The sequence below is a fragment of the Duganella sp. GW821-FHT07G03 genome (assembly GCF_059418605.1).
Genome location: NZ_JBWKQE010000008.1, coordinates 159,953 through 184,754, shown reverse-complemented (window position 1 = coordinate 184,754; position 24,802 = coordinate 159,953). Strand labels below are relative to the sequence as shown.

The window sequence follows — 24,802 nt, the reverse complement described above, 5'->3', positions numbered from 1 at the left end:
GCATTCTCTCTTCACAAGGCGATGTTCAATGCATCGGCGGCGGCCTTCAATTCATCCAGCGCGCCTTCAAAATCATATTGTCCCAGCATGCGCCGCATCTGGCGCGCATGTTCCGCCTGTCCGGCGGCGCTCAGCGCGCCACACAGTCGGTCCAGCAGCTTGACGGCGGCGCCGTCGTCCTGCGCCAGCAGGCGCGCCATCGCGTGCACCTGCGCCGCCAGTTCGGCCATGTCGACCGCCTGCGCGGCCGGTGCAGGTTCGGCGGCATCGGCGGCCGGCTTGCCGTCCAGCGACATCGCCATCGCAATGCGCGCCACCAGATCGTTCAACTCGCCCGCCATGTCGGCGATGGCTTCGTCGCGGCCCTTGGTCGCGCCCATCGCCAGCATCTGCTCCACCTTGCCGGCCGCGTCGGCCATGCCGCCGGCGCCGATATTGCCGGCCAGTCCCTTGACAGTATGCGCCTCGCGCGTGGCGCCGGATAAATCGTTGTTTTCGATGGCGGTGGCGATGCGCTGCATGGCGTCGATCTGGGTTTCGACAAAGCGCGACAGCAGCTTGCGCATCAGCTTAACATTCCCGCCCACCCGCTGTAGCGCGGCTTCCATGCGCAGGCCGGCCACCATCGGCAGCGACTCGTCGCGGGCCGCGCCGGGCGGCGTCTCGGCCTCCACTTCCGGCGCCAGCGGATTCTTCACCGTGACCCAGCGCGCCAGCGTCGTGAACAGCTGCGCCACGTCGATAGGCTTGGCGATGAAGTCGTTCATGCCGGCGGCCAGGCACTTCTCCTTGTCGCCGACCATGGCGTTGGCGGTCATGGCGATCACCGGCAGGTTGGCATGGCGCGCATCCTCGCGCAGCTTGCGGGTGGCGTCGTAGCCGTCCATCACCGGCATCTGGCAGTCCATCAGCACGCCGTCGTAGTCGGCCACGGCGATTTTCGCCAGCGCCATCGCGCCGTTGACGGCGATGTCGACGCGGATGCCGGCGTCGCTGAGGATCTGCTGCGCCACTTCCTGATTGACTTCGTTGTCCTCCACCAGCAGCAGGTAGGCGCCGCGCATCGCCTCTTCGGCCGCCATGTAGTCGGCGCGGCGGCGCGTGCTGCGGCAGCGGCTCAAGTCCTTGCCGAACACGGTGGAAATCGAATCGAGCAGCGTCGACGCGCTGACCGGCTTGTTCAGCATGGCGTCGATGGCGATGCCGCGCGCCTCGTCCATCAACACGTCGCGGTTGTAGGCGGTGACCATGATGAAGGCCGGCGATTCCGCGCCGGCTGCCGTGGCTTGCTCGCGGATCGCCTGCAGCGTCTCCAGGCCGTTCATGCCGGGCATTTGCCAGTCCAGCAGCACGATATTGAATGGCCGGCCTTCGCTGCGGGCCTGCGCCACCATGTCGACGGCGCGCCGGCCGCTGTCGGCGCAGGCGGCGTTGAACTGCATGGTGGCCAGCATGCCCATGAAGATTTCGCGGGCGCTGGCGTTATCGTCCACCACCAGCGCGCGCAGGCCGGAGATGTCCGGCAGCGGCAGCGGCGCCTCGACGGTGGCGACGCCGAATACCGCCGTGAAGTAGAAGGTGCTGCCGACGCCGGGCTGGCTTTCCAGCCCGATCTCGCCGTCCATCAGCTCGACCAGGCGCTTGCTGATGGTCAGGCCCAGGCCAGTGCCGCCGTGGTGGCGCGTGGTGGAGGTGTCGGCCTGCGAGAAGGCCTGGAACAGGCGCGCCTGCTGCTCCGGCGTCAGGCCAGGGCCGGTGTCGCGCACCTCCACGCGCAGGCGCACGCGCTGGTCGGGCAAGCGCTCCTGCACGTGGATCGTCACCACAATCTCGCCCTGCTGGGTGAACTTGATGGCGTTGTTGGTCAGGTTGATCATCACCTGGCCGAAGCGCAGCGGATCGCCGACCAGCGCCTGCGGCACGTCCGGCGCCACGTCGAACAGCAGCTCCAGGCCCTTGTCCTGCGCCCGCATGACGGACAGGTCGGCGATATTCGCCATCACGTCCTCGACGTAGAAATCGACCTGCTCGAAGGCCAGCTTGCCGGCCTCGATCTTCGAGAAATCCAGGATGTCGTTGATGATGCCCAGCAGGTTCTTGGCCGCGCCTTCCACCTTCTCCAGGTAGTTGCGCTGCTTGGGCGTGAGGTCGGTTTGCAGCGCCAGGTGGGTCATGCCGATGATGCCGTTCATCGGCGTGCGGATCTCGTGCGACATATTGGCCAGGAAGTCGGACTTCATCTTGGTCGCGTCCTCGGCCACCGCCACCGCGCGGCGCAGCTGCTGTTCGGCCGCCAGGCTGGCCGTCATCAGCTTCAGGGCGTGCAGCAGTTCGCCCGTCTCGTCGTGCGAAGTCACTTCGATCACGGAGCTCAGGTCGCCCTGGCCGACCCGCTTGGCGATGCCGATCGCCGCCTCCAGCGGCCGCGTGATCGAGCGCGCGGAAAAGCCGAAGCCTATCCCCACCAGCACCGCCGCGCCGCCCATCAGCGAAATCAGCATCAGCGAAAAGTTGATGTCGGCGCGCGCGCGCTCGGCGCTGGCCATCACCTGGCTTTGCTGCAGCTGGCCCAGGATCCGGATCTGCTCCAGCAGGTGATCCAGCGCCGGCAGCGCGATCGCGTTCATTTTTTCCTCGGCCTGGTCGCGGTCGTCGGCCTCCACCATGTCGGCCACGGCGATGAAGGTGTCGTAGTAGGCGGCGCGCGCCTGCTTGACCTGTTCGATCTGCGCCCGCGCTTCCGGCGTGGCGTCCAGCCTGGCCAGCAGTTCCAGCTGGGCGTCGATATCGAGCTTGATGCGGTCGATGCGGCTGTAGCTGTCGACGCGGTGCTTCTGGTCCTTCTGGATGATCAGCGTGATGATGCGGGTCGCCGCCTCGCGCGATTGCGTATCGATGGCGTTGATGGCTGCGCTGGCGGCCCAGTCCTGATGCAGGATATGGTCGCTCTCGCCGCGGATGGCATAGATGCGGCTCACGCCCACCAGGATCACGCCTATCATCAGCAGGATCAGGATGATGTAGCCGCTGCTGATGCGCGCGCGGATACCCATGTCGCTAAAACGGCGCATCATGCTTCCTTCAGGCTAGCCGGCCGGTTTGGGATGGTCGGCGGGTTGGTCCAAAATATGCTGTTTCAGACAATCCGGGCACCAGCAGCTGGCGCCCGGCGCGGACGGCACCGGCAGCGAGGCCGGCAAATACGTGCACCAGCAGGGCTGCGCCGGCGCCGACGGATCGGCGTCCACCATGGCGCAGCTGAATTGGGCGCCGCAGCGCGAACAGGTGCTCATGGCGCCCTTACGTGTGAGGATGTTCCGCGTGCTCGTCGTCGTCCAGCGGCGGCGGGCTGTCGTCGGGGAAGCGGTGCATGGCCGTGCGCAGCAGCGACATCTGGCCGTTGAACCGGGTGCAGGCGTCGCACACCATCAGGTGCAGCCGCATGCGGGTGCGTTCGATGAAGGACAAATCGCGGTCCATCCCCTCCGACACCAGCCGGTGTACTTCGCGGCAGGTCGGTTTCAAGCCGGTTTTATGTGGTTCCATGGTCGCAGACAATAAGTGAGGCGGTCAGTGGCGCGGTCACGTGGCCTGGCGGTTGCCAAACCAGTTCAAGTCCAGGCATTCGCGCAAGCGCATCCGGGCCCGGTACAGGAGCACCCATGCATTAGACGTTGTAATCGCCAGTTCCTTACAAATTTCGTCGGTTTCCAGCTCCAGCCATTCGCGCATCATGAAAATGCGGGCGGTCTTGGCGGGCAGCTTTTCCAGGCAAATCTCCAGCACCTTGAAGAAATCCTTCTGCTCCAGCGTCGCATCCGGATCGCCCCAGGCCAGCGGCTGTTCGCGGGTGTGGCCGTCGGCCTTGAACAGCGCGTCGATGGCGTCGTCCTCGGACTGGTCCTCGGCGGTGTCGATCTGGCGCTCGCGCGAGCTGGCGCGCAGGCAGTCGATGATCTTGTACTTCAGGATCCCCGTCACATAGGTGCGCAGGGAGGACTGTCCGTTGAAGCGTTCGGGTTTTTCCAGCACGGCGATCAGCGCGTCCTGGACCGCGTCTTCGGCCAGGGCCTGATTCCGTATTTGCAATTGTGCAAATCGAACAAGCAGGGGGCGCATGACTTCCAACTGGCGGTGAAGGGTATCGATAGGGCTCATATGACGGCCAGCGTATCGGATGATCTCTGAAAATACAACCGGATAGCCCTATAATGCATGGTTGATTGCAGCTTCACGCTGTAAAATTGCACAAAATTTTCTAACCGGACTCGCCATGACCCAACTAAGCAACCTTAACTTAGGCATGACTGACGACTTGACCGCGGTGGCGCCGCAGATCAAGGCGCAGATCCTGGCTGAAGCCCTGCCCTACATCCGTAATTTCCATGGCAAGACGATTGTCATCAAATACGGCGGCAACGCAATGACCGACGAGCGCCTGAAACACGGCTTCGCCCGCGATGTCATTTTGCTCAAACTGGTGGGCATGAACCCGGTCGTGGTGCACGGCGGCGGTCCGCAGATCGACAACGCGCTGAAAAAAATCGGCAAGCAAGGCACTTTCGTGCAGGGCATGCGCATCACCGACGAAGAAACCATGGAAGTGGTGGAGTGGGTGCTGGGCGGCGAAGTCCAGCAGGACATCGTGATGCTGATTAATCACTACGGCGGCCAGGCGGTGGGCCTGACCGGCAAGGACGGCGGCCTGATACGCGCCAAGAAGATGGCCATGCCGGACAAGGACAATCCGGGCCAGTTCCTCGACATCGGCTTCGTCGGCGAGATCGACGCGATCAATCCGGCCGTGGTCAAGGCGCTGCAGGACGACGCCTTCATCCCGATCATTTCGCCGATCGGCTTCGGCCAGGATGGCCAGGCGTACAACATCAACGCCGACGTCGTCGCAGGCAAGATCGCCGAGATCCTGAAGGCTGAAAAGCTGATCATGATGACCAATATCGCCGGCGTGCAGGACAAGCAGGGCAACCTGGTGACCGATTTGTCGGCGCGCGAGATCGACGAGATGTTCGCCGACGGGACGATTTCGGGCGGCATGCTGCCTAAAATTTCATCAGCCCTGGACGCGGCCAAGTCGGGCGTCAACACGGTTCACATCATCGACGGGCGAATTGAACACAGTTTATTGCTCGAGGTGTTGACCGAACAGGCTTTTGGCACTATGATCCGGTCTCACTGAAAAAACGGCGATGCACTTTTAGCCGCGATTTCAAGTGCATCGTCATACCAGTACGCCCTTTTAGCTCAGTGGTAGAGCACTCCCTTGGTAAGGGAGAGGCCACGTGTTCAATCCACGTAAAGGGCACCATCTCTGCAGCACCCTCCCCGCTTAGTAAATCCGCTCTACCGTCATGCCGCGTTTGCGCAGCAGTTCCGGCACGCTGCCGTTACCGATCAAATGCAGTATGCCGATCGCCGCCACGCTATTGTTATCGCGCGCCATCAGCTTGGCCATGCCGTCGGCCAGCGTCGGATTGCGTCCGTCCAGCAGCACCTTCTGCACGAAACGGCCGGAAAAGCTGTCGTCCATCTCGGCCTTGAGCGCCAGCGCGTCCAGCCCAATGACATCGGCCTTGCGCCAGGCGTCGGCGATCTCGCGCGCCTGGTTGGCCTGCTCCTTGTCCTCGATGCCGGCGATGGCCTCCTGCAGGAACACCAGCTGCTCGGCGGCGCTCATCTGGTCGAACAGGGCCATCTGGCTCTCGGCCGATTCCAGCTCGACCACTTTCTGGCCGCGCCCGTGCGCCTGTCGCGACAAATGGGCGTCCACCGCCAGCGCCGCCTCGTAGCCCTGGGCCGAGAACTCGCTCACCGTCAGCAGGCTGGCCAGCAGCCAGGGCTTCATCGCCGCCACGGTCTCCGGCTCGATGTTGTACTGCTTGAGCAGGCGGTCCAGCCGCTGGCGCCAGTCGGCCGACAGCTCCGGTCCCGCCGGGCCGCCCCTGACCAGCATGCCGTGGCGCTGCACGGCGCGCATCAGCGGCTGCTGGTCGCCCAGCGGATCGATCTCCAGCGCCAGCACCGGCGCCTTCTTCAACGCGGCCGAGATGCGCGGCTCCAGCGGATAGAAATCGGCCGCGCCAACGTGGATAGTGCCGAACAGGTAAAGTGTATGTCCGCCCTGCTGCACCTTGAACAAGGCGCCGTGGTTGGGGGCTTGCACCTTGTCGGCGGCCCACGCCGGCATGAACGTGAAACTGAACAAAGTCCAGAACATCACTATAATCTGGCGCTGTATGGCTTCCCGCATGGCTTCCTTAGATGACTGACTTGAAGTGAACATTATTACTCGCAACGCCCCGGTGTGGCTATTCGATCTGGATAACACGCTGCACAACGCCTCCCACGCGATCTTCCCGGCGCTCATGGCCAGGATGAACGCCTACATCGCCCATGTGCTGGGCGACGGCGTCACGCCCGCCGGCGCGGACGCCGTCAACGCCGCGCGCACGCTGTACTGGCGGCGCTACGGCGCGACCATGCTGGGATTGGTGAAGCACCATGGCGTCAAAGCGGCGCACTTTCTCGACGAAACCCATCGCTTCGACAGCCTGACCGACATGATCCGCGCCGAACGCGGCCTGCGCCAGCTACTGCGCCGGCTGCCCGGCCGCAAAATCCTGCTGACCAACGCGCCGCACCGCTATTCGACACAGGTGCTGCGCCATCTGGGCTTGCAGCGCCACTTCAGCCACCACATCTCGGTCGAATCGATGAAGGTGCACCGGCAAATGCGGCCCAAGCCGTCCAAGCTGCTGCTGCGCAAACTGATGCGCCGCCACGGACTGACGCCGCGCCGCTGCGTGCTGGTCGAGGATACGTTGGCCAACCTGCGCAGCGCCCACGCGCTGGGCATGCGCACCGCGTGGGTCACGCAGTACCTCGAAGTGGGCGACGCGGTCGGCCTGGCGCATCCGCAAAAAAGGTTAATTCGCCCCGCTTATGTCGATGTCAAAGTAAAATCTGTCAGGAATTTGCCGGCACGCCTGCATCACCTGCGCTGAATCAAATAGTTACACACCCATTCACTTATCCGCGAGATCACATGGCAAGCAACCCGCCGGGCCAGCGCCGCATGCAAATTTTGCAGGCGCTGGCGGAGATGCTGGAACAACCCAAAGGCGAGAAGATCACCACCGCGGCGCTGGCGCGCAAGCTGGAGTTTTCCGAGGCCGCGCTGTACCGGCACTTCGCCAGCAAGGCGCAGATGTTCGAGGGGCTGATCGAGTTTATCGAGTCGTCGGTGTTCGGCTTGATCAACCAGATCGCCGAGCGCCAGAACGACGGCCTGGCGCAGGCGCGCGACATCCTCGGCATGCTGCTCAACTTCGCCAGCCAGAATCCCGGCATGACGCGGGTGCTGACCGGCGAGGCGCTGGTGAACGAGGACGAACGCCTGCAACTGCGCATGAACCAGTTCTACGACCGCGTCGAACTGGCGCTGAAGCAGGCCTTGCGGCTGGCCGTGACCGAAGGCCAGGCGCACGAGGCGGAAGTGGCCGCGCGCGCCGGCATGCTGGTGAGTTTCATCATCGGCCGCTGGCACCGATACGCCAAGAGTGGATTCAAGAACAACCCGGCGCAGGACGCGCCGCTGCAAATAGCCCTGTTGCTGCCGTACGTAGAAGATGAACGCTGAATGCTTTGCACTGCTCGATGACGCCAGCCCGGAAGGTACGCAAACTCCGGGCGCGCGTTCGCGCCTGTACACCGGCCACACCGGCACCCTGCGCTGCGACGACATCGGCCAGTGGCCGCAGCTGCTGGAGCAGATGCAGGCGGCGCTGACGCGCGGCGAATACGCCGTCACCGTGTGCAGCTACGAGCTGGGCGCGGAGCTGCTGGAGCTGGACGCCTCCGCTCCCCGTGCCGCAGATGCCCCGCCGCTGGCGCAGATCCTGCTGTTCTCGCACTGCGCCCAGCTGTCGTCGGACGAGGTGGGCGACTGGCTGGCGGCGCGCTCCTTCCCGGTCGACCGTCCGTCCGGCATCGCCAACGTCCGCGCCAACATCGACCAGGAAGCCTTTAGCGGCGCCCTGGCGCGCATACACGACTACATCGAGGCCGGCGATACCTACCAGGTCAATTACACGTACAGGCTGCGTTTTGACGCCTTTGGCAGCATCCACGCGCTGTACGCGCGCCTGCGCGGCCGTCAACCGGTGCCCTACGGCGCGCTGGTGCGGCTGGAGGACGGCACGGCCATCCTGTCGCTGTCGCCCGAACTGTTCGTGCGCCACGAGGGCGGCGTGCTGACCGCGCGCCCGATGAAGGGCACCGCGCCCGCCGCGCCGCCATCGCAGCCGGCCGAAAACATCCTGCGCGCCACCACGCTGGCCGCCGATCCGAAGAACCGCGCCGAAAACCTGATGATCGTCGACCTGCTGCGCAACGACATCGCCCGCATCGCGCGGACCGGCAGCGTGACGGTGCCCGCGCTGTTCGAGGTGCACCGCTACAGCAGCGTGCTGCAAATGACGTCCACCATCATCGCCCAACTGCGCGACGACGCCACGCTGGCCGACATCTTCACCGCGCTGTATCCGTGCGGCTCGATCACCGGCGCGCCCAAGCGGCGCACGATGGAGATCATCCGCGAGCTGGAGCCGGACCCGCGCGGCATCTACACCGGCGCCATCGGCTGGTTCGATCCGCGCAAGGATGGCAAGGTGGGCGACTTCTGCATGTCGGTGCCGATCCGCACGCTGACGCTGCAGGCGCCGGACAGCCCGAACGGCGCGCGCCGCGGCGAGATGGGCGTGGGCGCAGGCATCGTCTTCGACAGCGACGCGCAGGAGGAATACGCCGAATGCCAGCTGAAGGCGCGCTTCCTCACCGGCCTGAAAAACGACTTCGAGATTTTCGAGACCATGCGCGCCACGCGGGCGGACGGCGTGCGCCATCGCGCGCGCCATCTGAAGCGGCTGGCGGCATCGGCGGCCTGCTTCGGCTACGCCTGGGACGCGGCGGCGGCCGACGCCTACCTGGACACCGCCTGCGCGATGCTCGATGCGGGCGTCGACTACCGGCTGCGATTGGCGCTCAGTTCAGCGGGCGCGTTCTCGGTGCAGCATGCGCCGCTGGCGCCGTTGACGGAACCGGTCCGCGTGCTGCTGGCGCCGGACGCCACCGAGTCCGGCGACCTGTTCCTGCGTCATAAGACCAGCATCCGCAGCCGCTACGACGCCGCCTGGCGCGAGGCCGAAGCGCAGGGCGCTTTCGATACGCTGTTCTTCAACGAGCGCGGCGAGCTGACCGAAGGCGGCCGCACCAGCGTCTTCGTGCGCGTGGACGGCCGCTGGCTGACGCCGCCCCTGAGCAGCGGCGTGCTGCCCGGCGTGATGCGCGGCGTGCTGCTGGACGATCCGCAGTGGCAGGCCGGCGAAGCCGTCATCACGCGCGCGATGCTGGCGGCGGCCGATGAAATCATCGTCTGCAACGCACTGCGCGGCGCCATGCGAGCCGTCCTGGTCAACTAAGAGCGCCACGCCAATCGGGATAGGCCGAGCGGAAGTAGGAAAATCTCGGCCTGGCTGGACCGGCGCCTCAGCATCACAGGTCGATCATCATTTCGAAGCCGCCCCAGACCATGCGCTTGCCGTCGAACGGCATGTTTTTCGGATCCATGAAGTGGGCGATGCGCGGGTCTTTCATCACCTTCTCGTTGATCTCGTCGCGCGCGGCGCGGTTGGCGTAGACGATCCACGAAAACACCACGGACTCGCCATCCTTCAAATCGACGCTGAGCGGGAACGACGTCACCTTGCCAGGCGGGACATCGTCGCCGATACATTCGCGGAATTCGAGCGCGCCGAATTCCTTCCAGACCTTGCCGCATTCAAGCGACATCTTCTTGTACGCATCAACATTTTCCTTCGGCACCGGAATCACAAAACCGTCTACATAGGACATGGCTGTCTCCTTCTCAGTTTGGAAATTCAGGGTAGCCAAATATGGCCGATTTGACAAGCAGTGCCGTGCGCGCCGTTGAATGGGGTAAGCTTGGATACCAAAGAAAATTGGGAGAGCTGCATGACGATCAACGCGGGCCGACTGTTTGCCGTTGTGGTACTCGCTGGCATGCTGGCGTCATCGGGACTGGCACGGGCCGCCCCGCTGATCCGCCTGGGCTCGGACGATTGGTGTCCGTTCGTGTGCGCGGTCGACGGCAAGCCGCCCACTGGCTATCTGGTGGAACTGACCGCGCTGGCGATGGCGCTGGAAGGGTATCGGGCGGAACCGGTGCTCATGCCGCTCAACCGCGCCATCACGCAAACGGCGCATGGCGATATCGAAGGGGTGTACGCGCCGCCGATCGATCAGCGCCTGCGCCTGAGCGCTCCCCTGGCGCAGTCGCGGGCCTGCTTCTACACGCGGGCAGGCGACGACTGGACATTCCACTCCATCGGCTCGCTCAAAAGACTCGTGGTCGGCGTGATCGACGACTACGGCTACGACGACGGGGCGATGGATGCCTATATTGCCGAAAACCGGCATAAACCGTCCCTCATCGCGCTCGCCTTCGGCGCGTCGGCCGGCACCACCAATGTGCAGAAATTACTGGGCGGACGCTATCGTGTGGTGCTGGAACATGCCGCCGTCATGGCGCAATTGAGCAAACGGCTCGACGTGGCCGACCGCGTCCGCCAGGCGGGCTGTCTCGACCACGAACTGCCCCTGACCATCGGCTTCGCGACGCAGGACATGCGGGCCGACACCTGGATCCGCGCGCTCGCCGACGGCATGCGCAAGCTGGAGGCTTCCGGCGAGCTGAAGGCGCTGCAAAAGCGCTACAAGATCGACTAGATCGTGGGGGCGAAGCGGCGGCGGTAGGCGCCCGGCGTGGTGGCGGCCAGGCGGCGAAAGTGGTGGCGCAACGATTCCTCCGACCCGAAGCCGGCGCGCTCGGCGATCTGCGCCAGCGGCACGTCCGGCACTTCCAGCATCTCCTTGACGATGGCGATACGCTCGCGTATCAGCCATTCGACCGGGCCGAGGCCGGTGGCCTGCTGGAACTGGCGCTGCAGGGTGCGCGGACTCATGGCGGCGCGTTCTGCCATGCTGCTGACGGTGTGCGGCTGTTCGGGATGGCTGCGCAGCCAGTCCATCAGCCGCGACAGGCGGCCCTGCTCGCCCTGCGCCATCGGCCGCGGCAGGAACTGCGCCTGGCCGCCTTCGCGATGCGGCGCCACCACCAGCCGCTGCGCCACCAGGTTGCCGACCTTGGCGCCGTAATCCCTACGCACCAGATGCAGCAGCATGTCGAGTCCGGCGGCCGAACCGGCGGCGGTGATGATTTGGCCGTTGTCCACGTACAGGTCGTCGGGCTGGACCTGGATCTGTGGATAACGTTGCGCCAGGCGGTCGGCGTAGCGCCAATGGGTGGTGGCGCGCTGGCCGTCCAGCACGCCGGCGGCGGCCAGCACGAACACGCCGGAGCAGATCGAGCACAGGCGGGCGCCGCGACGGTGGGCGGCGCGGATCATGTCCAGCACGGCCGGCGGCGGGACCTCGTCGGCGTCGCGCCAGCCGGGGATGACGATGGTGTCGGCCCGTTCCAGCAGCTCGGGCGCGTATGGCGCCTGCACGGTGATGCCGCCGGCCGCGCGGATAGTGCCGGGTTCGACGGCGCAGACGGCGAAGTCGTACCAGTCCACCTCCAGCTCGGGGCGCTCCAGCGCGAACAGTTCGACCGTGCAGCCGAACTCGAAGGTGCACAGGCGGTCGTAGGCCAGTGCGACAACCAGATGTTTTTTCATGACGTAATCTTAACGCAGAATGGCAGATGCGCCACTGCCGGCGACGGCGACGGCGTCGCACAATGGCGTCACTGTCCACTCATTGAAGGAGATCACGATGTCCGCCAAGTCCCTCGTCGCCGCCATACCCGCCGCCGCCAGCAGCGACGCGCTGGCCCGCTTTGAAGCCAGCTTCAGCTACGAAACCGACTGCTGGGACGTGCACGATGCGCTGACCAACGGCCCGCAGGATTTCGTCTTGCTGGATGTGCGCGGCACGGAGAAATACGCGGCCGGCCACGTGCCGGGCGCGCTGGACCTGGCGCACCGCAAGATCATCGGCTCCAGGCTGGCCGAGTTCCCGGCCGACACGCTATTCGTGGTGTATTGCGCCGGCCCGCACTGCAACGGCGCCGCCCGCGCCGCCGTCCGGCTGGCGCAGCTGGGCCGTCCGGTCAAGCTGATGCCTGGTGGGATTACTGGTTGGATAGATGAGGGCTTCGCCCTCACGACAACGGCGCAACCACATCCAGCCATTGCGTGATGGCATGCGGTGCACTCGCATTCATGCGCATATCAAAGAGGATTTGGCGCTTTGCACGCACGTGCGCCGTGGTAAAGGCATGCAGTACCGGGGTCAGTTCCGTGACCCCATTCCCGTTATTATAAAACTTCCACAAACTTCCCATCTTTGAAATAGCCTCTCGCGGTCCGGCCGTCGAGTTCGCGGATCACCAGATTGGGGTCTTGCGGATCAGCACTGAAAATTGGCGTGCCAGGCTCAGCGAGCACATCGGCTAGTGTGATCACGGCGCGCCTGCCAAAGTTGCGCGGTCGTACCAGTTGATGGGCTGTCGACGGTTTGGTCCGGAGGGTAATGCTGCCAACCGAGATATCAAGCAAGTCGCTATTGCGCGCCATGGCGCCTCCACTCTGACGATTGAGCCGCCGGGGCAGCCACTACTGGTAGACCCCGGCGCTGCTCAAAAGTTCAGCACAACTTACATCGCCAGCGCTTTTTCCACCGCGCCAACCAACTGCTTGTCGCTAGGCGTGACTTTGCTGCCGAAGTTTTCCACCACCTTGCCGTTGCGGTCGATCAGGTATTTATGGAAGTTCCAGGCCGGCGCCTTGCCGGTGATTTTGATCAGGTTGGCGAACAGCGGATTCGGCTCCTTGCCCGACACCACCGACTTGGCGAACATCGGGAACTTCACGCCGTAGGTGTTGTAGCAGAAATCGGCGATCTCCTTGCTGCTGCCCGGCTCCTGCTGGCCGAAGTCGTTCGACGGGAAGCCCAGCACCACCAGGCCCTTGCTGCCGTACTTGGCGTACATCGCTTCCAGGCCTTCGTACTGGCTGGTGAAGCCGCAGTAGCTGGCCGTGTTGACCACCAGGATCACCTTGCCGGCGTACTGGCACAGGTCCTGCGGCGACTCGTCCTGCAGGCGCTTGAAGGTCTGCTTGAGGATGACCGGACAGCTGCCCGCCGCAGCGGCCGGGGCCGCCATCGGCGCGGCGGCGGGCGCCTGCGCAAACGCGGACGCGCTGGCCAGCAACGTCAGCGAGGAAAGCAGGCATAACTGGGCAAAGGTCTTGGACATGGTGATGGGCCGAAAAAGGGAAAAAACCATTCTATGCCAAACGCCAACACCCTGCTTGCCGAGGCTGTGAATAACAATTTTATGCCCCGCGCACGATTGAGCGAAATTAAGAAAATGACACTCCCCTGCTCCACACTCGATTCCAGATCCGACGCGAGGAGACCGTGATGAGAATACTGTGTTTGCTGTGTTTGCTATGTCTGCTAATGGGCACTGCCCAGGCGCAGGTGGCGCCACTGCCGAATATGACGACCACCCAGGTCACGGTTTCCGGCCTCTCGTCCGGCGCCTACATGGCGGTGCAGTTCGAAGTAGCCTTCTCGGAAACGGTGCGGGGCGCCGGCATCATCGCCGGCGGGCCGTACTTCTGCTCGCAGGGCAGCGTGTTCACCGCCACCACCAGTTGCAGCTGTACCAGCGAGCTGTTCACCTGCCGCGTGCGCCCCGGCGCCACCCGCATCAACGACCTGATCGCCTTCACCGACTGGTTCGCCGGCGGCGGCAGCATCGACCCCACCGCCGCGCTGGCCGGCCACCATATCTGGATGCTGTCCGGCAGCGCCGATACCGTCGTGCCGCAGGCGGTGATGACCGACCTGTACTTCTACTATCGCCACTATGTCGACGCCGACCACATCTCCTACACCCGCACCTTGCCGGCCGAGCACGCGATGCCGACCGACCAGTACGGCAACACTTGCAGCACGCTGGGCACGCCCTACATCAACAACTGCGGCTACGATGCGGCGGGCGAGCTGCTACGATGGCTCTACGGCCCGCTCACGCCGCGCAACAACGGTACGCTGAGTGGCCGCCTGATCGCCTTCGACCAGTCGGATTTCCTGACGCTGCCGAGCTGGCACGGCATGGCCAGCACCGGTTATCTATACGTGCCCAAGGCCTGCGACGGCAACAGCGGCGCCGGATGCAAACTGCACGTGGCCTTCCACGGCTGCCTGCAAGACCTGGACAGCATCGACACCACCTTCGTCGAACACGCCGGCTACAACGCCTGGGCCGACAGCAACAAGATCGTGGTGCTGTATCCGCAAGCGTCGGCGATCTACCCGTACACCAATCCCAACGCGTGCTGGGACTGGTTCTCCTATGACGATCCGCGCTTTGCGCAGAAATCCGGCCACCAGATGGCGGCCGTCAAGGGCATGGTCGACCGGCTGACCGGCGTGGCGCCGGCCACCGTGCTGGTGAGGCTAGGCGCGCAGGACTAGATACCGCCGAGGCAGATGTATTTGATGACCAGGTAGTCGTCCAGCCCGTAGTGCGAGCCCTCGCGCCCCAGGCCCGACTGCTTGACGCCGCCGAACGGCGCGATCTCGTTGGAGATCAGGCCGGTGTTGACGCCCACCATGCCGCTCTCCAGCCCTTCCGCCACGCGCCAGATGCGGCCGATGTCACGCGAATAGAAATAGCTGGCCAGGCCGAATTCGGTGTTGTTGGCCAGTTCCACGGCCTGTTCGTCGGTCGTGAAGCGAAACAGCGGCGCCAGCGGGCCAAAGGTTTCCTCGGTGGCGACGATCATGTCGCTGGTGACGTCGGCGATCACGGTCGGCTGGAAGAAGCTGTGGCCCAGCGCATGGCGCTTGCCGCCTGCCAGCAGGCGACCGCCCTTGGCCAGCGCATCGGCCACGTGCTGCTCAACCTTTTGTACCGCCTTCTCGTCAATCAGCGGGCCTTGCGTCACGCCGTCTTCCGCGCCGTTGCCGACCTTGAGCTTGGCCACGGCGGCCACCAGCTTTTCAGCGAACTGCTCGTACACGCCGTCCTGCACGTAGATGCGGTTGGCGCAGACGCAGGTCTGGCCGGCGTTGCGGTACTTGGAGGCCAGCGCGCCCTCCACCGCCGCATCGAGGTCGGCGTCGTCGAACACGATGAAGGGCGCGTTGCCGCCCAGTTCCAGCGACAGCTTCTTGATGGTCTTGGCGCTCTGCTCCATCAGCAGGCGGCCCACCGCCGTCGAGCCGGTGAAGGTCAGCTTGCGCACGGTCGGGTTGGACGTCATCTCCGCGCCGATGTCCTTCGGCGTGCCGGTCACCACGCTGAACACGCCGGCCGGCACGCCTGCGCGTTCGGCCAATACCGCCAGCGCCAGCGCGCAATACGGCGTCGATTCGGCGGGCTTGAGCACCATCGGACAACCGGCGGCCAGCGCCGGGCCGGCCTTGCGGGTGATCATCGCGATCGGGAAATTCCACGGCGTGATGGCGGCGCAGACGCCGATCGGCTCCTTGGTCACCACCAGGCGGCGGTCCGGCCACGGCGAGGCCAGCGTTTCGCCGGACACGCGCTTGGCTTCCTCGCCAAACCATTCGATGAACGATGCGCCATAGGCCACCTCGCCGCGCGACTCGGCCAGCGGCTTGCCCTGCTCCGCCGTCATCAGCTGCGCCAGGTCTTCGGTGTTTTCCAGGATCAGGTCATTCCACTTGCGCAGGATGACGGCGCGTTCCTTGGCGCTCTTCTTGCGCCACGCAGGCCACGCGGCGTTGGCGGCGGCGATGGCGCGGCGCGTCTCGGCGGTGCCCATCAGCGGCACAGTGCCGAGCTGCTCGCCGGTGGCGGGATTGGTCACGGCCAGCGTGGCGCCGTTGTCGGCATCGCTCCACTCGCCGTTGATGTAGGCCTGCTGGCGCAGCAGGCTGGGATCTTTAAGTTGCAACATGGGTAAGCTCCTTTATTCGACGGTGAACGAGGACAAATCGGGATGCGGCTCGGGATACGCCAGGTCCATGCCTTCCAAGGTCTCCAGCAGCAGGCTGGCGACCACCAAATTGCGGTGGGTCTTGGAATTGGCAGGCACCACATACCACGGCGCATGCGGCGCGTTGGTCTCGCGGATGGCCTGTTCGTAAGCGCGCTGGTACTCGCCCCATTTCTTGCGCTGTTCGACGTCGGCCGGATTGAATTTCCACTGCTTGTCGGGATCGTCCAGCCGCTCCTGCAAGCGCTGGCGCTGTTCTTCCTTAGAGATGTGCAGGAACACCTTAACGATCACCGTGCCCGTCTCCGCCAGCATGCGTTCGAAATCGCGGATCTGCGCGTAACGGCGCTGGCATTCCTCGCCGTCGACCATGCCCTGCACCTTGGTGATCAACACGTCTTCGTAGTGGCTGCGGTTGAAGATCGCGATCTCGCCCTTGACCGGTACTTGCTGATGCACGCGCCACAGGTAGTCGTGCGCCAGTTCGTTGTCGGTCGGCTGCTTGAAGGCGGCGGCGCGTATGCCCATCGGGCTGATGCCGCTGAACATGGCGCGTATCGTGCCGTCCTTGCCGGCGGTGTCCATGCCCTGCAAGATCAGCAGCACCTTCTGCTTATGCTGCGCATACAGCTTGTCCTGCAAGGCGCCGATGCGGTCGAGCAGCGCGGCGATGCGCTTGCGGTCCAGCGTCTTGGCCTTGGACTTGCTCAGTTCCGGGTTGGCGGAGCGGCTGGAAAAAGCCGCGTCATCTGCATATTTATCGTGCAGTTTCAGCTTGGCGGAGGCGCCGAAGCGCTGGCGGGCGTTATGTGTCATGGGATCAGCTTATCACTTTGCGGCAAGGGTTGCGGCGCGATAGCCCCACCATGCTGCTTCCTCGAATACCGAGAAGCCCGACAGGTCGGCATGCGCGAACAGAATGGGGCCATCCACCTCACGCAGCGCCTTCATGCCGGCGTTGCTGCGGAAGTTGGGCCCCGGCGACGCCATCGCGTGGCCGCGCAGCGTGATGTCGACCCGCTCGACGCAGGAGGCGAACTGCGATCCGTAGGCTTCCTTCAAGTCGGCGCTGGCCAGCGCCAGCAGCTCCTCCGGGCTGGCCGCCTCCAGCCAGCGCCGGGCGGCGGCGGGCTTGCGGTCCGACAGGGCGACATAGGCGCTGAAGACCGTCTTCTCCGGCGGCCGCACGCGGATGTCCTGGTGCGTCGAGACGACGAAGCCCAGTCCCGGCTCGCTGTACACCACGTTGTCCCAGGACAGCGGCTGGCTGGGGCGCTCGTCGGGGAAGCGCTTGAGCAGGAAGTTCGCCACCATCCACGGCGCGTAGTCGGGTATGTGTTTGGCCGGGTCGAAGCCGTAAGCGGCGATGTTATCCACCACCCGCGCCGCGACATAGGTGGGCATCGCGCAGATCGCCTTGCGGGCGCGGACGACGTAGGTGGACGGCTTGCCGTTTTCCAGCTTGAAGCACAGCGCCTCGACGCCGTCCGCCGTGGTCTTCAGCGACACCACGGTGCCGGCCTTGCGCTGGACGCCGGCCGCGCGCTCGATGCCGGAAGCGAGCGGCTGCAAGCCTCCCGGCCAGGTGAGCCAGGCGCCGTTGCCGGCGTTGGCGGCCTGGCCCCAGCGGCTGCAGTAGTAGTGCAGCCCGGCCCAGGCCGAGACCTGGTCGTAGCGGGTGCCGTAATCGTCGCGGCAGCAGTAGTTCAGGTACCAGTGCAGCGTCGGCGACTTGTAGCCGTTCTGCTCCAGCCACTGCTTGAGCGTGATGCGGTCCAGCGCCTGCCACTGCGGATCTTCCGACGACAGCACGGTCGGGAACACGAACACGCGGCGGCCGTCGGCGCCGTGGGTCTGGCGCAGCCGCGTCACCTCGGCGAAGAAGCGCTTGTGCTCATCGCGCTCCCATTGCGGCACGCCATCGGTGGGAATGAAGCCGTCCTGCCAGTGGCCGTTGAACAGCAGCCGCTCTTCCGGCCCGTGCAGGATGAAGCGCTCGTCGTAGTAGGGCTTCTCGGCCATCGCATCTTTTTGAATGATGCCCAGGTCGGCCAGGATCTCGCGCACATGCACCGATTCCGGCGACGGCAGCGGCAGGTAGTGCGCGCCGGTCGGATATTCAAGGTCGCCGAAAGCGCCGCCGGCGGCGTTGCCGTGCGGCTGCGGGCCGTCGATCATCAGCACGTCGGTCTTGCCTAGTTTTTTCAGCTTCCACGCGGCGGTCAAGCCGGCCACGCCGGAGCCGAGGATGGCGATGTCGGTGTGGATAACTTCCGATGGCGGCGGCAAGGCGCGGCGGTCGCGCAGGAAGTGGCCCTCGTCGCGGCCCGGATAATGGACCGTTGGCGTGATCTCCTGCCAGCGATGAAATCCTGCCACGCTGCCCGCCGCCACCACGCCACTGGCGCCGGCCCATACGAGGAAGGAACGGCGCAGCATCAGCGTATCACCCTGCGCCAGTCCTGCTCGAACTCGTGCACCAGCGACTGCGTGTTGAGGCGATTCGGCTCCATCGGCAGCGCCTTCATATCCGGCGGGAAGATGAACATTTCACGCGTGGTGTCGGCGTTCAGGTAACGCATCGGCAGACGGTATTCGGTGGGCGGCTTGTAGTCCGCCTGCGGCGTGGCGAGGATGAAGCCCCATTCGCCGAACGACGGCACGTAGGCGTGATACGGATAGGTCTTCAGGCCGACTTCGCGCAGCGTGGCGTCGATGGTCCAGTAGGCGTGCGGCGCGAAGAACGGCGACGTCGATTGCACCACCATCAGGCCATTGGCCGCCAAATGCTTCTTCACCATGCCGTAGAACGGGACCGAGTACAGCTTGCCCAGCGCGAAGCTGGACGGATCGGGGAAGTCGACGATGACGGCGTCGAACATGTCATCGCTGTGCTGCAGCCAGATCGCCGCGTCGGCGTTGATGACGCGCACGCGCTTGTCGCTGAAGGAGCCGTGATTGAGCTTGACCAGCTCTTCGCGCTTGGTGAAGGCGCCCGTCATCGCCGGGTCCAGGTCGACCAGCGTGACCTGCTCGACGTTCGGATAGCGCAGGATCTCGCGCAGCGCCAGGCCGTCGCCGCCGCCCAGCACCAGCACGCGCCGCGCCCAAGGCAGCGGTTGCAGCACCGGATGCACCAGCGCCTCGTGATAGCGGTACTCGTCACGCGAGGAGAATTGCAGGTTGCCGTTGATGTAGAGGCGCAGGTCGTCCTTCCAGCGCGTGATCACCAGCCGCTGGTAAGGCGTGGTGGTGGCGTACACGATCTCGTCGCCGAACAGGCCATGCTCGCCCCAGTAGGTCATCTTGTCGGCGAAGGCGAAGCCGAAGATCAGCACGCACATCACGCTGGCGGCGCGCAGCATGCGGCCGCTGACGTTTTTCAGCTCTGTGCGAAACGCGGTAATTGTCCACAGGGCGACGCCCACATTCAACATGCCGAACAGGAAACCGGTGCGCACCAACCCCAGATACGGCGCCAGCACCAGCGGGAACAGCAGCGACACGGCCAGCGCGCCCAGGTAATCGAAGGTCAGCACGCGGCTGACCAGCTCATTGAATTCGGTCTTGCGCTCGTTGAGCGCGCGCATCACCAGCGGCACTTCCATGCCGACGAAGGCGCCGATCAGGAACACCATCACGTAGAGCAGCGTGCGGAACGGCGCCGCCATCCACGAGAAGGTCAGGAACAGCACCGCCGCCGACAAACCGCCCACCAGGCCGACCGCCAGCTCGATATCCACAAACCGCGACAACACATCCTCATCCCTGACATACTTGGAAAAGTGCGCCCCCACGCCCATGGCGAACAGGTAGCAGCCGATGATGGTGGAAAACTGCAAAATGGAATCGCCCAGCAGGTAGCTGGACAGGGCGCCGGCGATCAGTTCGTAGGCCAGGCCGCAGGAAGCGACGACGAAGACGGACAGGATGAGAATCTTTTTGGTCATTTAGCTATTTTTGCACTAATATGTTTGAGCGTTAGCAAGTTAACCACTTTAACCCAAGGTGCGCCGTGCCCGCCATCCTAAACTACCTGATTCACCTTTTGCTGGCCGCCGTGCTGCTGGCGATATTTTTCAAAGCCTACACGTGGATGACGCCTTTCGACGAGGTGCTGCTGATACGGCAGGGGAATTTCGCCGCGGCGCTATCGCTGGGCGGGGCCCTGATAGGTTTTTCCATCACCATCGCTTCGGCGCTGGTGCATACTGCCGATTACCGGGAGTTCTCCGCCTGGGCGCTCGGCGCGATGGTGGTGCAGATGCTGGCCTATGCCATCACCACGCGCGCGCTGAACATGGCGAAGGACCAGATCGAAGGCAACAACGCGGCCTTCGGCGGCCTGCTGGGCGCGATTTCCATCTCCATCGGCGCCATCAACGGCGCCTGCATTTCCTAATTAGCGAGGACCATCATGGGCTTAGGCAGCTTTATCAAGAAGCAGTTTATAGACGTACTTCAGTGGAACGAGGAAGTCGACGGCGTACTGGCGTGGCGTTATCCGATGCAGGACCAGGAGATCCAGAACGGCGGCGTGCTGGTGGTGCGTGAATCGCAGATGGCGGTGTTCGTCAACGAAGGCCAGATCGCCGACGTGTTCGGCCCCGGCACCCACAAGCTGACCACGCAAACCCTGCCGGTGCTGACCAACCTGAAAAACTGGGACAAGCTGTTCGATTCGCCGTTCAAGTCGGACGTCTATTATTTCAGCACCCGCGTGCAGACCGGCCGCAAATGGGGCACGCAGCAGCCGATCACCATCCGCGACAAGGACTTCGACATGGTGCGCGTGCGCGCCTTCGGCATGTACTCGTACCGCGTGGCCGATCCGCGCCTGTTCTTCAAGGAGATCAGCGGCACCCGCGAGGCCTACACCCGCGACGAGGTGGAAGACCAGCTGCGCGGCATCCTGATGGCGACCATGGCCAGCTCGCTGGGCAGCGCGCAGGTGCCCTTCCTCGACATGGCGGCCAACCAGGCGCTGATGGCGCAGCAGGTCAAGGGCGACCTGGCCACGGCGTTCGGCCGCTACGGCATCGGCCTCGATGAATTCAACGTCGCCAGCGTCAGCCTGCCGGAGGAACTGCAAGCCGCGCTGGACGAGCGCATCTCCGCCGGCATGAAGGGCGGCATGAGCGCCGACAAGATGGCCGGCTTCACCAAGTACCAGGTGGCCAGCGCGATTCCGATGGCGGCGCAGAACGAGGGCGGCATGGCCGGCATCGGCGTCGGCCTGGGCGCGGGCGTGCAACTGGGCCAGGTGATGGGCCAAGCGCTCGGCGCGACCCTGGCGCCGCAGGCTGCCGCAGCGCCAGCAGCACCGGCCGAGGACTCGATCGAGGCGCGGCTGGAAAAACTTAAAGGTCTGCTCGACAAGGGCTTGATCTCGGCTACCGACTACGACAGCACCAAGGCCGAACTGCTGAAAAAACTGATCGGCTAATGCAAATCGTTTCCTGTCCCAGCTGCGGCGCGGAAGTCAAATTCCGCTCGCACGCCTCGGTTATGGCTGTCTGCGAGTTTTGCAGCACCAGCGTGCTCAAAGACGCCGACTCGGTCAAGGACCTGGGCAAGATGTCGTCCGTGCTGGAGGATTACTCGCCGATCCAGATCGGCACCACCGGGATACTCGGCAAGCGCCAGTTCACGGTGGTCGGCCGCATCCAGCTGCGCTATGCGGCCGGCATGTGGAACGAGTGGTATCTGCTGTTCGATGATGCCGTCACCTCGTGGCTGGGCGATTCGTCCGGCATGTACACCGTCACCGCGCAGTACAAGGGCGAGGGCGAGTTGCCGGCCTTCGAGCAGCTGCAGCCCGGCCAGAGTTACCCGATCAACGGCGCGCCCTACATCGCCGCCGAAATCCGCACCGCCGATTGCATCGGCGGCCAGGGCGAGCTGCCGTTCAAGGTCGGCGAAGGCTACCAGGCCAAGGTGGCGGACTTCCGCCGCGGCGGCGAATTCATCACGCTCGATTACTCGGATGCCCCGCGTCCCGTGGTCTACACCGGCGTGGCGGTCACGCTGGAGAGCATGAAATGCCAGCTGCTGCGCGACGACGACACCATCCAGCGCGCGGCCGGCCGTTATCGCGGCAAGCTCGATGCGCTCGATTGCCCGTCCTGCGGCAGCGCGATCAAATACATCCCCGGCGTGACGGCGACGCTGGTGTGCCCGGCCTGCCACGCGCAGATCGACGCCGCCAGCCCGAAGGCCGAAGTGCTGGCGGCCGGCGAGCGCGTGGCCGCCGTGCCAATGACGATAGAACTGGGCGCGACCGCCAGGATCAACAACCAGGACTTCACCATCATCGGCATGATGCGCCGCGCCGACGACGAAGGCACGCAGTGGAACGAGTACCTGATGTACGGCACCCGCGCGGGCTTCTCGTGGCTGGTGGAGACCGACGAGGGCTGGTCCGGTTCCAACGTGATGGCCGAGTGGCCGGCACGCTATGCGCCCGGCGCGCAGACGGTGGTTGTGGATAAGTCGCAGTTTTCCCGCCTGTACGATTACGGCTCGGTGGTGACCTTCGCGGCCGGCGCCTTCAACTGGCGGGTGGCGGCGGGCGACCGCACGCGCGTGGAGGAATTTTCCGCCGGCCAGATCCGGCTGGCGTCCGAAACCACGGACCAGGAGATGACGTGGTCGCGCTCCTCGCCGGTATCGGCCGACCAGCTCAAGGCCTGGTTCGGCGACAAGTTCAAGGGCCGCGTGGGCGCGCCGGCGGCGGCCAAGGGCGGCAAGCGCCGCTACCGCGACACCGCCAAATACATCATCTGGTTCATGCTGGCGATTAATGCGATCCCGCTGCTGATGAATTTCTCCGGCACCTGGTTCCTCAGCCTGGTCGGCGCGGCGGCGATCTACCTGCCTGCCTGGTTTATGGATAACGAGGACAAGTCATGAGCAAATTCTTCATCTACGCGATCATCGTTTCGGTGGTCACCTCGGGCAGCAGCTGGATGCGCGCCGTGAGCGGCAGCAGCAACTACGGCAGCGGCTACCGGGGCAGCACCTGGAGCTCGAACACCGGCGGCGGCGGCGGCAGTTACGGCGGCGGCTCCGGCGGCGGAGGCCACAAGTGAAACGCGAAGCACTCCCGGACCCGGCGCAGCCGGTGGTCCACCAGCCGGCCGGCACCCATCTGCTGGCGGACCTGAGCGGCATCGCTGCTGAAAAACTGGGCAATTGCGCCGAACTGGACGCGCTGCTGCGCTCGGCGGCCGAGGCCGCGCACGCGCACGTGCTGTTCAGTCATTTTCACGGATTTGGCGAAGGCCAGGGCGTGACCGGCGTGGTGTTGCTGGCGGAATCGCACATCACTATCCACACCTGGCCCGAATGCGGCTTTGCGGCCGCCGACATCTTCATGTGCGGCAGCGCGCAGCCCGAGTTAGCGCTCACCATCATCGAAACGGCCTTGCAGCCAGCCTCCAGCCGCATCAACACGGTGCGGCGCGCGCCTCCCGCGATCAGTTGACCCGGGCCGCGCTCTGGCTGGGCGACATCAACTTCAGCGGTACTTCCTCCAGCGGCGTGCTGGCCGCCATGGTAGGCGCGGCCAGCGGGCGCACGGTCACGACGATGTTCGACGGGTAATTAAAGCCGGCGCCGGTGCTGCGGTCCACGAAGTAGCCAATGCCGCCGCCGAGCAGGATATTGCCCCACACAGCGCCATTGGCCTTGGATACCGCCGCCGCATTGCCGACGTAAGCATCCTTCTTGCAGTCGATCGCCAGGTCGCCGGTGCTCTTGTGGACCACCACGCTGGCCGGGCTGGTCAGGAACCAGCTGCCGGCATCATTGCTCAGGGTGCAGCCGAAACCGGCCACTTCCTTGCTGTCGAAAATCGTCGTCACCAAGACCGGCTGCATCTTTTCACCGATCACCGATGCGCAACCGGTCAAGGCCAGGACGCCTGACAGAGCAAGTAGTGTCTTCATGTATTTTCCCTCGTGGACCCAGTGTCCAACAAATTATCACTCAGGAAATAGAAGATGACAATCTGCAATTTTCAAAGGAACGCATAGTGAGGCTTTTTCGTCATGTCCATGGTTGATGGCCGGGCGCCGTTTCAGGCGGCGGCCTGGGCGGCGGCCAGTTCGCCGTCCTTGGCGTTGGCTGCGGCAAAGGCAGGCCGGCTCGTAACGCGCGCCACGTACTGCTCGATCACCGGCAGCTTGGGCAGCAGCTCGTAGGCGCCCATCCAGCCCATCGACGAGGCCCACAGCACGTCCAGCGCGCTGAACTGCTCGCCCAGCAGGTACGGGCCCTTCGATAGCTGTTCGATCAGCGTGTTGAACATGGTGTCGAAGTCGCCGTAGTGGCAGGACGCCTTGTCGGCCGGCGTGTTTTTCATCCACTTGTCGACGATGGCCGGCTCGAAGCAGCTGCCGTAGAAAGCCATCCAGCGCAGGTACGGCCCGCGCAGCGGATCGCCCAGCGGCGGTGCCAGCTTGGCGTCCGGGAACAGGTCGGCCAGGTACAGGTAGATCGCTACCTGCTCGGTGATGACGGCGTCGCCGTGGCGGATCGCCGGCACCTTGCCCATCGGGTTGACGGCCAGGTAGGCCGCTGCGCGGTTCTCGCCCTTTTTCATGTTCATCACGTGCAGGTCGTAAGGTGCATGCAGCTCTTCCAGCAAGGTCATGACGCCGGTGGAGCGGGAATACGGGCAGTGGTACAAAGTCAGCAGTGGTGCCATGTTATGTCTCCTG

27 protein-coding genes and 1 tRNA gene are annotated in these 24,802 nt (G+C 64.6%); 13 read left to right on the top strand and 15 right to left on the bottom strand.

Annotated elements, in window-relative coordinates; genetic code table 11:
- Positions 1–11: 11 nt before the first annotated feature.
- Genes AC07OK_RS13360 through AC07OK_RS13345 form a run of 4 tightly spaced genes read right to left on the bottom strand, consistent with a single transcriptional unit; the run spans position 12 to position 4,158 of the window.
- Complete coding sequence (locus tag AC07OK_RS13360) at positions 12–3,074, bottom strand: hybrid sensor histidine kinase/response regulator (protein WP_494690754.1); 3,063 nt, start codon at positions 3,072–3,074, stop codon at positions 12–14.
- Between the two features lie 12 nt (positions 3,075–3,086).
- Positions 3,087–3,293 carry a cysteine-rich CWC family protein gene (locus AC07OK_RS13355; protein ID WP_217941425.1) on the bottom strand — a complete coding sequence of 69 codons (207 nt, stop codon included), beginning with the start codon at positions 3,291–3,293 and terminating at the stop codon, positions 3,087–3,089.
- A 7-nt stretch (positions 3,294–3,300) separates the two neighbouring features.
- Positions 3,301–3,546: a zf-HC2 domain-containing protein gene (locus AC07OK_RS13350; RefSeq protein WP_217941426.1), complete on the bottom strand. Its 246-nt coding sequence runs from the start codon at positions 3,544–3,546 to the stop codon at positions 3,301–3,303.
- 36 nt (positions 3,547–3,582) lie between these two features.
- The gene (locus AC07OK_RS13345) at positions 3,583–4,158 is read right to left on the bottom strand and encodes a sigma-70 family RNA polymerase sigma factor (protein ID WP_217941427.1); all 576 of its coding nucleotides are present in this window, start codon (positions 4,156–4,158) and stop codon (positions 3,583–3,585) included.
- A 145-nt stretch (positions 4,159–4,303) separates the two neighbouring features.
- Here AC07OK_RS13345 and argB point away from each other — a divergent pair, with 145 nt between their 5' ends.
- Entirely contained in the window at positions 4,304–5,197 is an 894-nt protein-coding gene (gene argB, locus AC07OK_RS13340; RefSeq protein ID WP_020704010.1) for an acetylglutamate kinase, read from the top strand.
- Positions 5,198–5,251: 54 nt separating this feature from the next.
- Positions 5,252–5,326, top strand: a tRNA-Thr gene (locus AC07OK_RS13335).
- A 21-nt stretch (positions 5,327–5,347) separates the two neighbouring features.
- On the opposite strand, the gene AC07OK_RS13330 is transcribed toward AC07OK_RS13335, so the two are convergent.
- Positions 5,348–6,235: a TraB/GumN family protein gene (locus AC07OK_RS13330; RefSeq protein WP_494690753.1), complete on the bottom strand. Its 888-nt coding sequence runs from the start codon at positions 6,233–6,235 to the stop codon at positions 5,348–5,350.
- Between the two features lie 58 nt (positions 6,236–6,293).
- On the opposite strand from AC07OK_RS13330, the gene AC07OK_RS13325 reads away from it, so the two are divergent.
- Genes AC07OK_RS13325 through pabB form a run of 3 tightly spaced genes read left to right on the top strand, consistent with a single transcriptional unit; the run spans position 6,294 to position 9,497 of the window.
- On the top strand, positions 6,294–7,022 hold the full coding sequence (locus AC07OK_RS13325; protein WP_494690752.1) for a pyrimidine 5'-nucleotidase: 729 nt from the start codon (positions 6,294–6,296) through the stop codon (positions 7,020–7,022).
- 41 nt (positions 7,023–7,063) lie between these two features.
- Positions 7,064–7,657 carry a nucleoid occlusion factor SlmA gene (slmA, locus tag AC07OK_RS13320; RefSeq protein WP_494690751.1) on the top strand — a complete coding sequence of 198 codons (594 nt, stop codon included), beginning with the start codon at positions 7,064–7,066 and terminating at the stop codon, positions 7,655–7,657.
- The gene (gene pabB, locus AC07OK_RS13315) at positions 7,647–9,497 is read left to right on the top strand and encodes an aminodeoxychorismate synthase component I (protein WP_494690750.1); all 1,851 of its coding nucleotides are present in this window, start codon (positions 7,647–7,649) and stop codon (positions 9,495–9,497) included. The genes slmA and pabB overlap by 11 nt, the downstream gene beginning before the upstream one ends.
- Before the next feature lie 73 nt (positions 9,498–9,570).
- Here pabB and AC07OK_RS13310 read toward each other — a convergent pair whose 3' ends face one another.
- Complete coding sequence (locus tag AC07OK_RS13310) at positions 9,571–9,930, bottom strand: DUF1428 domain-containing protein (protein ID WP_494690749.1); 360 nt, start codon at positions 9,928–9,930, stop codon at positions 9,571–9,573.
- A 120-nt stretch (positions 9,931–10,050) separates the two neighbouring features.
- Here AC07OK_RS13310 and AC07OK_RS13305 point away from each other — a divergent pair, with 120 nt between their 5' ends.
- Positions 10,051–10,824: a substrate-binding periplasmic protein gene (locus tag AC07OK_RS13305; RefSeq protein ID WP_494690748.1), complete on the top strand. Its 774-nt coding sequence runs from the start codon at positions 10,051–10,053 to the stop codon at positions 10,822–10,824.
- Here AC07OK_RS13305 and ftrA read toward each other — a convergent pair.
- The gene (ftrA, locus tag AC07OK_RS13300; protein ID WP_494690747.1) at positions 10,821–11,777 is read right to left on the bottom strand and encodes a transcriptional regulator FtrA; all 957 of its coding nucleotides are present in this window, start codon (positions 11,775–11,777) and stop codon (positions 10,821–10,823) included. The genes AC07OK_RS13305 and ftrA overlap by 4 nt on opposite strands.
- A 97-nt stretch (positions 11,778–11,874) precedes the next feature.
- On the opposite strand from ftrA, the gene AC07OK_RS13295 reads away from it, so the two are divergent.
- Positions 11,875–12,300, top strand: a complete 426-nt coding sequence (locus tag AC07OK_RS13295; RefSeq protein WP_494690746.1) for a rhodanese-like domain-containing protein — start codon at positions 11,875–11,877, stop codon at positions 12,298–12,300.
- Between the two features lie 119 nt (positions 12,301–12,419).
- Here AC07OK_RS13295 and AC07OK_RS13290 read toward each other — a convergent pair whose 3' ends face one another.
- Together AC07OK_RS13290 and AC07OK_RS13285 are read right to left on the bottom strand one after the other, a co-directional pair.
- The gene (locus AC07OK_RS13290) at positions 12,420–12,677 is read right to left on the bottom strand and encodes a hypothetical protein (RefSeq protein WP_494690745.1); all 258 of its coding nucleotides are present in this window, start codon (positions 12,675–12,677) and stop codon (positions 12,420–12,422) included.
- 80 nt (positions 12,678–12,757) lie between these two features.
- The gene (locus AC07OK_RS13285; RefSeq protein ID WP_494690744.1) at positions 12,758–13,360 is read right to left on the bottom strand and encodes a glutathione peroxidase; all 603 of its coding nucleotides are present in this window, start codon (positions 13,358–13,360) and stop codon (positions 12,758–12,760) included.
- A gap of 206 nt (positions 13,361–13,566) precedes the next feature.
- Here AC07OK_RS13285 and AC07OK_RS13280 point away from each other — a divergent pair, with 206 nt between their 5' ends.
- Entirely contained in the window at positions 13,567–14,589 is a 1,023-nt protein-coding gene (locus AC07OK_RS13280) for an extracellular catalytic domain type 2 short-chain-length polyhydroxyalkanoate depolymerase (RefSeq protein ID WP_494690743.1), read from the top strand.
- On the opposite strand, the gene gabD is transcribed toward AC07OK_RS13280, so the two are convergent.
- The 4 genes from gabD to AC07OK_RS13260 are packed head-to-tail and all read right to left on the bottom strand — an operon-like array spanning position 14,586 to position 20,029.
- Positions 14,586–16,040, bottom strand: a complete 1,455-nt coding sequence (gabD, locus tag AC07OK_RS13275) for an NADP-dependent succinate-semialdehyde dehydrogenase (RefSeq protein WP_494690742.1) — start codon at positions 16,038–16,040, stop codon at positions 14,586–14,588. The two genes, AC07OK_RS13280 and gabD, sit on opposite strands and share 4 nt — an antisense overlap.
- 12 nt (positions 16,041–16,052) lie before the next feature.
- Entirely contained in the window at positions 16,053–16,895 is an 843-nt protein-coding gene (locus tag AC07OK_RS13270) for a polyphosphate kinase 2 family protein (RefSeq protein WP_494690741.1), read from the bottom strand.
- 12 nt (positions 16,896–16,907) lie between these two features.
- Positions 16,908–18,518, bottom strand: a complete 1,611-nt coding sequence (locus AC07OK_RS13265) for an NAD(P)-binding protein (protein WP_494690740.1) — start codon at positions 18,516–18,518, stop codon at positions 16,908–16,910.
- Positions 18,518–20,029, bottom strand: a complete 1,512-nt coding sequence (locus AC07OK_RS13260; protein WP_494690739.1) for a polyamine aminopropyltransferase — start codon at positions 20,027–20,029, stop codon at positions 18,518–18,520. The genes AC07OK_RS13265 and AC07OK_RS13260 overlap by 1 nt, the downstream gene beginning before the upstream one ends.
- 65 nt (positions 20,030–20,094) lie before the next feature.
- On the opposite strand from AC07OK_RS13260, the gene AC07OK_RS13255 reads away from it, so the two are divergent.
- The 5 genes from AC07OK_RS13255 to speD are packed head-to-tail and all read left to right on the top strand — an operon-like array spanning position 20,095 to position 23,565.
- Positions 20,095–20,481, top strand: a complete 387-nt coding sequence (locus AC07OK_RS13255; protein ID WP_494690738.1) for a DUF350 domain-containing protein — start codon at positions 20,095–20,097, stop codon at positions 20,479–20,481.
- A gap of 15 nt (positions 20,482–20,496) precedes the next feature.
- Positions 20,497–21,525 (top strand): SPFH domain-containing protein, encoded by a 1,029-nt coding sequence (locus AC07OK_RS13250; protein WP_494690737.1) that lies wholly within the window; start codon positions 20,497–20,499, stop codon positions 21,523–21,525.
- Positions 21,525–22,991 carry a DUF4178 domain-containing protein gene (locus AC07OK_RS13245; RefSeq protein ID WP_494690736.1) on the top strand — a complete coding sequence of 489 codons (1,467 nt, stop codon included), beginning with the start codon at positions 21,525–21,527 and terminating at the stop codon, positions 22,989–22,991. The genes AC07OK_RS13250 and AC07OK_RS13245 overlap by 1 nt, the downstream gene beginning before the upstream one ends.
- Entirely contained in the window at positions 22,988–23,170 is a 183-nt protein-coding gene (locus tag AC07OK_RS13240; protein WP_492923053.1) for a hypothetical protein, read from the top strand. Before AC07OK_RS13245 ends, AC07OK_RS13240 begins: the two co-directional genes overlap by 4 nt.
- Positions 23,167–23,565: an adenosylmethionine decarboxylase gene (gene speD / locus AC07OK_RS13235; protein ID WP_494690735.1), complete on the top strand. Its 399-nt coding sequence runs from the start codon at positions 23,167–23,169 to the stop codon at positions 23,563–23,565. Before AC07OK_RS13240 ends, speD begins: the two co-directional genes overlap by 4 nt.
- On the opposite strand, the gene AC07OK_RS13230 is transcribed toward speD, so the two are convergent.
- Together AC07OK_RS13230 and AC07OK_RS13225 are read right to left on the bottom strand one after the other, a co-directional pair.
- A complete protein-coding gene (locus tag AC07OK_RS13230) occupies positions 23,558–24,028 on the bottom strand; it encodes a hypothetical protein (protein ID WP_494690734.1) in 471 nt (156 codons plus the stop codon). The two genes, speD and AC07OK_RS13230, sit on opposite strands and share 8 nt — an antisense overlap.
- Before the next feature lie 131 nt (positions 24,029–24,159).
- Entirely contained in the window at positions 24,160–24,789 is a 630-nt protein-coding gene (locus AC07OK_RS13225; RefSeq protein WP_494690733.1) for a glutathione S-transferase family protein, read from the bottom strand.
- Between the last annotated feature and the right edge of the window lie 13 nt (positions 24,790–24,802).